General features: G+C 61.7%; 10 protein-coding genes. 5 read left to right on the top strand and 5 right to left on the bottom strand.

What is annotated here, in order from left to right; translation table 11 throughout:
• From ACFX4T_RS14085 to ACFX4T_RS14065, 5 genes are all read left to right on the top strand, one after another.
• Positions 1-525: enoyl-CoA hydratase/isomerase family protein (locus ACFX4T_RS14085; RefSeq protein WP_377652424.1), on the top strand; the 525-nt coding region annotated here is incomplete at its 5' end.
• Entirely contained in the window at positions 522-1385 is an 864-nt protein-coding gene (locus tag ACFX4T_RS14080) for a 3-hydroxyacyl-CoA dehydrogenase family protein (RefSeq protein ID WP_223946791.1), read from the top strand. The genes ACFX4T_RS14085 and ACFX4T_RS14080, both read left to right, overlap by 4 nt.
• 22 nt (positions 1386-1407) lie before the next feature.
• On the top strand, positions 1408-2004 hold the full coding sequence (locus tag ACFX4T_RS14075) for a GNAT family N-acetyltransferase (protein ID WP_377652423.1): 597 nt from the start codon (positions 1408-1410) through the stop codon (positions 2002-2004).
• An 87-nt stretch (positions 2005-2091) separates the two neighbouring features.
• Positions 2092-2472 carry a hypothetical protein gene (locus ACFX4T_RS14070; protein WP_377652422.1) on the top strand — a complete coding sequence of 127 codons (381 nt, stop codon included), beginning with the start codon at positions 2092-2094 and terminating at the stop codon, positions 2470-2472.
• A 148-nt stretch (positions 2473-2620) separates the two neighbouring features.
• Positions 2621-3523 carry an SGNH/GDSL hydrolase family protein gene (locus ACFX4T_RS14065; protein WP_377652421.1) on the top strand — a complete coding sequence of 301 codons (903 nt, stop codon included), beginning with the start codon at positions 2621-2623 and terminating at the stop codon, positions 3521-3523.
• 88 nt (positions 3524-3611) lie between these two features.
• Here ACFX4T_RS14065 and ACFX4T_RS14060 read toward each other — a convergent pair whose 3' ends face one another.
• Genes ACFX4T_RS14060 through ACFX4T_RS14040 form a run of 5 tightly spaced genes read right to left on the bottom strand, consistent with a single transcriptional unit; the run spans position 3612 to position 8620 of the window.
• Positions 3612-4784 (bottom strand): Gfo/Idh/MocA family protein, encoded by a 1173-nt coding sequence (locus ACFX4T_RS14060; protein WP_377652430.1) that lies wholly within the window; start codon positions 4782-4784, stop codon positions 3612-3614.
• A 20-nt stretch (positions 4785-4804) separates the two neighbouring features.
• Positions 4805-5953 carry a Gfo/Idh/MocA family protein gene (locus ACFX4T_RS14055; RefSeq protein WP_377652420.1) on the bottom strand — a complete coding sequence of 383 codons (1149 nt, stop codon included), beginning with the start codon at positions 5951-5953 and terminating at the stop codon, positions 4805-4807.
• Positions 5950-6726: a ThuA domain-containing protein gene (locus ACFX4T_RS14050; protein ID WP_377652419.1), complete on the bottom strand. Its 777-nt coding sequence runs from the start codon at positions 6724-6726 to the stop codon at positions 5950-5952. The genes ACFX4T_RS14055 and ACFX4T_RS14050 overlap by 4 nt, the downstream gene beginning before the upstream one ends.
• 27 nt (positions 6727-6753) lie before the next feature.
• Positions 6754-7611, bottom strand: a complete 858-nt coding sequence (locus tag ACFX4T_RS14045) for a carbohydrate ABC transporter permease (protein ID WP_377652418.1) — start codon at positions 7609-7611, stop codon at positions 6754-6756.
• Positions 7612-7618: 7 nt separating this feature from the next.
• Positions 7619-8620 (bottom strand): carbohydrate ABC transporter permease, encoded by a 1002-nt coding sequence (locus tag ACFX4T_RS14040; protein WP_377652417.1) that lies wholly within the window; start codon positions 8618-8620, stop codon positions 7619-7621.
• Positions 8621-8630: the final 10 nt, after the last annotated feature.

The following is an 8630-nucleotide window of genomic DNA, read 5'->3' as shown; positions in this document are numbered from 1 at the left end:
CGCATCGCCAAGCTGCCGATGCCCGTCATCGCAGCTTTGGACGGCTATTGCCTGGGCGGCGGTGCGGAGCTTGCCTATGCCGCAGATTTCCGCATCGGGACCCCAAGTGTCCGGATCGGCAACCCCGAAACAGGACTGGGAATCCTTGCTGCAGCCGGTGCCAGTTGGCGGCTCAAGGAGCTTGTGGGTGAACCAAAAGCCAAGGAGATCCTCCTCGCCGGCGCTGTGTTGCGGGCCGAGGAAGCGCTACGGATCAGCTTGATTACCGAGATTCACGAGGCCCCTGAGCTCATGGAGGCCGCGCACAATCTGGCTGACCGGATCGGCCGCCAGGACCCCCTTGCTGTCCGCATTACCAAATCGGTGTTCCACGCTCCAGCGGAAGCACACCCACTGATCGACACCCTCGCCCAGGGGATTCTGTTCGAATCCCAGGCCAAATTCGACAGGATGCAGGCTTTCCTGGACAAGAAGAACACAGGCAATTCATCCGCGACTGCCAACGACGACAGGATTCAGAAATGACAGCAGTTCCCGCGATTCCCCACGTTGTTGGAGTCCTTGGCGGTGGCCGGATGGGGGCGGGAATCGCGCATGCTTTCCTGATCAAGGGGGCCACCGTGATCGTGGTGGAGAGGGATCATGAGGCAGCCGCCGGAGCGCAGGGCCGGGTGGCAGACGCGGTGGCCAAGTCCGCTGCCCGCGGCACCCTGGGCGAAACCCCTGAAGAAGCCATGGCCAGGTTCAGCACGTCGACAGACTACGAATCCTTCATCCACTGCGGCCTGGTGGTAGAAGCTGTGCCCGAGGATTACGATCTCAAGGTCGCTGCGTTGAAAGCGGTGGAGGACCACCTTTCCGCGGATGCATTCCTTGCCTCAAACACGTCGTCTTTGTCCGTGACGGGCTTGGCGGATGAACTTCGCAGGCCAGCCAACTTCATCGGGCTGCACTTCTTTAACCCGGTGCCCGCCTCCACCCTCATCGAAGTGGTGCTGGCCAAAAAAACCTCGCCCGAACTCGCCCAAGCGGCGAAGAACTGGACCGAGGCACTCGGCAAGACTGCCGTCGTCGTTAATGACGCGCCCGGCTTTGCGTCCTCAAGGCTGGGCGTCGCTATTGCCTTGGAGGCAATGCGCATGGTTGAGGAGGGTGTGGCATCAGCGGAGGACATCGACGCCGCCATGGTCCTTGGGTACAAACACCCCACCGGGCCGCTCAAGACCACCGACATCGTGGGTTTGGATGTTCGTCTGGGCATCGCGGAGTACCTGCATTCCACGCTGGGTGACCGCTTCGCTCCGCCGCAAATCCTGAGGGACAAGGTGGCACGCGGGGAGCTTGGCCGCAAAACAGGCAAGGGCTTCTTCGACTGGAACGACTGACCACACCGGTTAGGCTAACCGGGTGACCTCGATTGAACCCATAACCCTGACCGGCAAATTCGTGACACTGGAGCCCTTGCGGCCAGATCACCACGACGACCTTGTGGAGGCGGCCAAGGACGGCGAGCTCTGGAAGCTCTGGTACACCTCCGTACCCACGCCGGAGGGTATGGCTGCCGAGATTGAGCGCAGGCTGGGCCTGCAAACCCAAGGTTCCATGCTGCCCTTCGCCACCAGGCTCAACAGCACTGGCAAGGTCATCGGAATGACGACGTACATGAACATCGATGCAGCCACCCCGCGCGTGGAGATCGGCTCCACCTGGAACGCAGCGTCCGTGCACGGCACAGGCACCAACCCCGACTCGAAGCTGCTGCTTCTTCAGTACGCCTTTGAAACCCTGGGCTGCCCTGCCGTCGAATTCCGCACGCACTGGCTCAACCACCAGTCCCGCGACGCGATCGCACGCCTCGGCGCCAAGCAGGACGGCGTGTTGCGGAACCACTCGCGCACCAAGGACGGAGTGCTTCGCGACACCGTTGTGTTCTCCATACTGGAGCACGAGTGGCCAGCGGTGCGGAACGGCTTGGAGTTCAGGCTGGCCAGGTACGGCGCGTAGCTGGCCAACAAGATGACGCTCGCACCGGCAAACCAAGAAATACCCCGCAAGCCCCGGTTCAGTCTTCGCACGGCCATTATTGCAATCGTGCTTGGAATTCTCTGGCTGCTCCTCTTCCATAACGCACCGCCGCGGGAGGGCACTGTGGCAGGGCACGGAATCGTGGTTGACCAAAAAATCAGTACAAAAGGCCTCTGCGAGCCTATAGCCGACGTCGTGATCGATGGTGCCACTTACCGAACTCCTCCGGGGACCAGCGATGAACCCTGCGCGTACGGGATCGGCGACTCCATCGATGTCACCTACCACCCTGATGACGTTGCCGGCACGCTGGAGATTCCTTTGGAAGGATCATCTAAGAAGGCTGTGGCGCTCCTTCCGTTGATAGGCGTCGCGCTGCTTATTGGCGGCACAATCTCGCTGGTGGGAAACATCCTTTACCGCCGGAAAGTGAAAGCCCAAAAATAGCTTGGCCATGGGTCTGTACCGCGTTGGCTGCCGGGCGTAATCTGGCCAACACATTGCCCCGTACGCGGCTGACGGGTGGGCGAGCCGCGAAGTGATCCTTTTTGACGGACCACCGGAGCCCCAAACAGATGTACGAAGGGGAAGCATCATGGCAACTCATCGAGCACGACGCCGGAACTTGGCTCTTGCAGGCGGACTTGCCGCCTTGGCGCTCACGTTAGGATTCACGGCCAGTCCGGCGACCGCCGCACCGCCATCACCTGTCAATTATGTGGCCCTCGGTGATTCGTATACGGCGGGGACCGGTGCCGGGGACTTGTACCGTCCACCGGTAGCCTGTTGGCAGAGTAGTCCGGGCTATGTCGATGATGTCGCCGAGACAGGGCGGGTCGCTCTAGTGGCCAATTTGGCCTGTCACGGAGCCGTCCTGTTCCCCGCCGGACCCTTTTATGACGGAGTGACGCCGTCCGTATTTCAACAGATCACCAGCAGTGTAGGGCAATCCGCGCTCCAGAATGCCGGGTTGGTGAGCATTACCGCTGGTGCCGTAGACGCCGGCAGTTTGCTCGCTTTGCAGAACTGCTCGACGCCGGACACACAGCTTTGTGAGGGCACCGTAAGCGGGATCATCGCCAATCTTCCCGTGATTGAGTCCGGACTTGAGATCATCTATCAAAACATCCGAGCCTCGGCTCCGGAGGCGACCCTCACTGTCATGGGCTATCCTCGGCTTTTTGATCCCGCCAATGGTCTCCCGGTGATCCCACCGGCGAACCAATCCCAGGTGAATCTGGCCGTCGATGCCCTCAACGCGACAATTGCCAAGGCGGTGGCTGACAGCCGGACCAACGCCAAGTTCATCGATGTCACCAAGAAGTTCCTCGGGCATGCAGCGAATTCTGCAGATCCGTGGCTTGTGATGATCCTGGCGCCCGTACCCCCGTTTGATCGGCTGCCCGACGCCAACTTCCATCCGAACGAGGCAGGGCATCTTGCCTACGCCGCAGCCCTACTGTCCGCCGTCAAACCTGCGCAGCTCGCCAAGCGTTAGACCACTAGGACGTTGCGAACCCGCTGTTTCGTTGTTGCCCAACAACGAAACAGCGGGTTCACAACGTTCATGCAAGCCGGCTGCACGCTCACACCTTCTGCCAACGGCTCTCAGCCTCGGCGCTGGCCTCCACTGCCGCCAGCACCTTCTGTACCTGCAAGGCATCGGAGAACGACGGCGCGGGCTGCTCCCCGGCGCTGATGGCGTTAACGAGGTCCACCACCTGATGCGTGAATCCGTGCTCATAGCCCAGGCCATGTCCGGTGGGCCACCAGTTTCCGACGTAGGGGTGCGATGGTTCCGTCACGATGATCCGCCGGAAACCGGCGTCCTCGTGGGCGGCATCGTAGAAGGACAGCGAATTCATGTCCTCGAAGTCGAAAGCCAACGATCCGAGCGTGCCATTGAGTTCCAGCCGCATGGCGTTCTTCCGTCCCAAGGCGAACCGCGTCGCCTCGAACACGCCGATCGGGCCGCCGTCGGATGTTCTTCCGGCGCCGGATGTCTTTCCGCCGAAACGTGCCGTGAAGATCGCTGCGTCGTCTACCGTTACTGGACCGCGCGGACCGTCGGTACCACCATGCCCACCGAGCCCTATGAAGTCACCGCCGATCGGCCGCTCCTTCACGAACGTCTCCATGAGGGCCGAAACCCCTGTGATGCTGGACCCGGTGATCCACTGGGCGGCGTCGATACTGTGGGCACCGATATCACCCAGCGAACCAGAGCCGGACTTTGACTTGTCCAGCCGCCACGTCAGCGGAGCGTCCGCGTCGGACAACCAGTCCTGGAGATACTGGGCCCTGACGTGTCGGAGTTCGCCCAACCGGCCGTCGTCCACCATCCGCTTTGCCAGGGCCAGTGCGGGAGTTCGCCGATACGTGAAACCGCACATCGAGTACACGCCCCGCTCGGCAGCCGAGGATGCGACAGCGGTCATCTTCTCGGCCTCAGCCACACTGTTGGCCAAGGGCTTCTCGCAGAGTACGTGTTTGCCGGCTTCCAGGGCGGCAATCGCAATCTCGGCGTGCGTGTTTCCGGGGGAACAGATATCGATCAGGTCAATGTCATCGCGCTCGATCAGGCGACGCCAATCCGTCTCCACGGAATCCCAACCGAACTTGTCCGCGGCTACCTGAACACCGGCAGCATTTCTGCCAGCCAGCGCCGTCAGCTCGGGCGCAAGTGGGAGATCGAAGAAGCGTGGCGCCGTTCGCCAGGCATGCGAGTGGACGGCGCCCATGAAGGAGTAGCCCACCATGCCTACCCGCAGCTGCCGCGTCACCGCCGAATGCCTTCCCCCGCAAGCGCACTGCCTCCCGAAAGCGCACTGCGAACCGAGGTCCAGGACTTCAAGACCTCCAACACGGCGGGGTCCCGCTCGGCAAGGAGTGCTTGCTGGTACGAGTCCTCAAGCAGTGCGTCTACGGAAGCCCTGGCCCCGGTCGAGGCACTCAGTATGGCCGACTCCACCATGGCAAGGCTCATGATGTTTTGGTGCACCTGGCCCATTGGGGTGCTTCCCGTGCGGACCGCGGATACAAAGTCGCGCAGGGAGCCAGCGATTTCCTGGCCCGGATCCGAAGCGCCGGATCCCAACGGAATGGCTGCCGAGGAAACAGGTTCATTATCGCCGTCCCACATGACCGTGCCGTGCTCGCCGCTGATGCGCCACGAGGCGTTCCATGATGTTTCCTGGCCCGGGCTGCACCAGCTTCCGTTGAACACGAAGCGCTCGCCGCCGGTCATTTCGAACACGGCCGTGGCCCCGGCATCACCGCGGTACCAACTCCACGAGGGGTTGTACTCCTCGCAGAAAACAGAGACGGGATCGGCGTCCAGCAGGAACCGGGCCATGTCGAATTGATGGATCGCCATGTCCAACAGCAGGGGATGGTCCATGGCATCGCGGAAGCCGCCAAAGTGGGGCGCCTTGAAGAACTCGGCAGAGACAATGCCCACAGCACCCAAGGACCCGGACAGCCGCTTGGCTTCAAAGAGCTGCCGGTTGTAGCGCCGGGATTGACTGACCATGAACAGCTGGCCGTGAAGCTCAGCAGCCGCTGCCAAAGAAAGCCCTTGAGCCACACTGGAGGCTACGGGCTTTTCGCCAAGGACCGGCAGGCCCGCAGCAAGCGCCTCGGTAGTGACCGGATGATGCGCGGCAGGAACCGTGACGTTGATGACCGCTTGGGCTCCGACGTCGGACGCCAGTGCCGCTGTACCGGCACCTACCGGAAGGTCGGGACGGCCGAGCGAGACTGCCGCTTCAGAGGCCGTGGCAAGGTCCAGATCCACGATGCCTGCAAGCTCAACCAATGGTGACGACTCAACGGTTCGAAGCCAGGCACGGCCCATGCCCCCGGCGCCGACCACGACGACGCGAAGGGGAGTGCCGTCGTCGGGGATTGTGGCGAAAGGTGTGCTCACGCGTTTGCTCCTTGGTAGCTCTTGCCGTTGAAGAAGTCGTTGGTTTCATAGCGGAGCAGCTCTGGGACGGCGCGCTCGGGACGGTCTGTGACGGCCCACTCCACGGCATTGGCGATGACCCGGCGGATGTCTTTGTGGTGATAGACGGGGTAGTCCTGGTCGCCGGGGCTAAAGAAGAAGATCTTGCCGTGACCGCGCCGGAACGTGCAGCCCGAACGGAAGACTTCGCCTCCGCTGAACGAGCTGATGAACACCAGTTCTTCCGGCGTGGGAATGTCGAAAAATTCGCCGTACATTTCCTGCTCAGGGATCACGATGGGGTGGGGAACACCCTTGGCGATGGGGTGGGTGGGGTCCACTGTCCACACGAGCTCGCGGTCATGTTCCGAGCGCCAGCGGAGGGTGCAGGTGGTGCCCATGAGCTTTGTGAAGATCTTGGACCAGTGTCCGGAGTGGAGCACAATCAGGCCCATGCCCGCGAGAACGTGGCGGTGGACGCGCTCCACGATTTCGTCCTCAACATCGGCGTGGGACATGTGTCCCCACCAAGTGAGGACGTCGGTGTTGGCGAGGACTTCCTCGGTGAGGCCATGTTCGGGTTCATCCAGTGTTGCGGTGCGGACCTCGACGGCGGAACCCAGGTTCTCCTCGATGCCCGCCTTGACGGCGCCGTGCATTCCTTCCGGGTACAGGCGAGCCACGAGTTCGTCCCGCTTCTCGTGCCGGTTTTCGCTCCAGACGGTGACGCGAATGGGCTTGCTTGTTTCAGACATGATTCTTTCCTTCTGATGAGTGACGGTCTACTTGACCGCGCCGCCGGTGGTGCCCGCGGCGATGTATTTTTGGGCCGCGACCAACAGGACGATGGCCGGGATGGAGGCGAGTACCGCCGTCGCCATTACTGAACTCCAGTCGTTCACGTAAGCGCCGATGTACTGGAAGATGCCCAGGGTGACGGGACGGACCGCTTCCGTGGTGGTCAAGGTCAGGGCGAAGAGGAAGTCGCTCCAGGCGAACAGGAACGTAAAGAGTCCTGCGGTGATCAACGAGTTCCGGCTCAGCGGAATCACGATCGACCAGAACGCCCGGACGTGCCCCGCCCCGTCCACCCGCGCTGCTTCGATCACGGATGCCGGCATGCCGTTCATGAACGCCCGGATGATGAGGATGGCGAAGGGGATTCCGTGTGCCGAGTCCGCGAGGATCAGGCCTGGAATGGAGTTGAGCAGTCCGAGGTCGTTGTATGCCGTGTACAGGGCGTTGGCCACCACGATGCCCGGGATCATCTGGCTGATCAGGATGGCGAAGAGGACAATGCCGGCGCCGCGGACCTTGAAGTAGGCAAGCGCATAGGCCGCCGGGGCTGCAATTGCCAGGCTCAATGCCACGCTGCCCAGGGAGATGATCAGGCTGGTGCCAAGGTTCCCGGCTTGCTCACTGATGGCTGTGGCATAGCCTGTGAAATCGGGTTTCAAGGGCAGCCACGAGGTTTCCAAGGTAGTGCCGTTTGGCTGCAGGGAGGCGTTGATCATCCAGTAAACCGGAAACAGCATGATGGCCAGGAAGAGGATAGCCAGCGACGTGTAGCCCCAGTTCTTGCGTCCCGTTGCCTTCGATCGGCCAAGCCGGAGTGTGGGAGCTTTCAGTACGGTTGTCATGGTTTCCTCACTCATCCACAGCGCGTCGGCTTGCCCGCAGGTACAACACTGCGAACACCAGGGAAATGATCACCAGCACGTTGCCCAGGGCCGCGCCTTCGCCGAATTTGAATTCGTGGAAGGAGAGATCGTAGGACTGGGTGGCGATGGTCTGGGTCGAGTTCGCCGGGCCACCGTTGGTCAGGCCCAGGATGATGTCCAGCACTTTGAGGGTGTAGACGACGCCGAGCACCAACACCACGCTCACCACGGGACGGAGCATCGGCCACGTGATGTGCCGGAACGCCTTCCAACCCGTGGCACCATCCAAGGACCCGGCCTCGTAAAGCTCGTCCGGGATCTCCTGCAGGCCGCCATAGAGGATGGTCAGATTGAACGGGATGCCAATCCAGATGTTCACGCCCACCACTGCGATCAAAGCCAACGAGGTACTGGTCAGCCACGGAACACCAGTGTTGATGACGCCCAGATCGCCCAGGAAACGGTTGAGGGCTCCGCTGTCCTTGTCCAGGATCCAACGCCACACGGCACTCGAAACGATCAGCGGCAGAAGCCAAGGCAGCAGTAGCAGCGACCGCAGGATTCCGTTGAGCGGGAACTTGCGCTGGAAGAAGATCGCCAACGCCAGCCCGATCACGAACTGGCCCAGGATGGAACCTATCGTGAACAGCGCGGTGTTCAGCAGCGAGGTGGAAAACAACGACGACGACAATACAGTTACGTAGTTGGCCAGCCCTACCCATGGGGTTTCTCCGGTGAAGAAGGTAGCCGTGGTGTAGTCCTGGAAACTCATGACGACGTTCTTGACCACCGGGTAGCCAAAGAACAACGCCATGTAGACCACGGCAGGAACCAGGAAGAGCCACTGGAAGATGCGCTCGCGGCGTTGGCGGGTGGGCCGTCGTGGTGCTTGCGCCTCTGTAGGCGGGCCTGCCGGGCGGCCCTGCTTGCGGCTGGCCTTTCCGCTGGAAGGAGCCGCTGTTTGCGACAAATCTGTTGTCAATGACATGGTTCGCTGC

The organism is Paenarthrobacter sp. YIM B13468, from assembly GCF_042788025.1.
Lineage (GTDB): Bacteria > Actinomycetota > Actinomycetes > Actinomycetales > Micrococcaceae > Arthrobacter > Arthrobacter aromaticivorans.
This window is presented reverse-complemented; position numbering and strand designations above follow the sequence as displayed.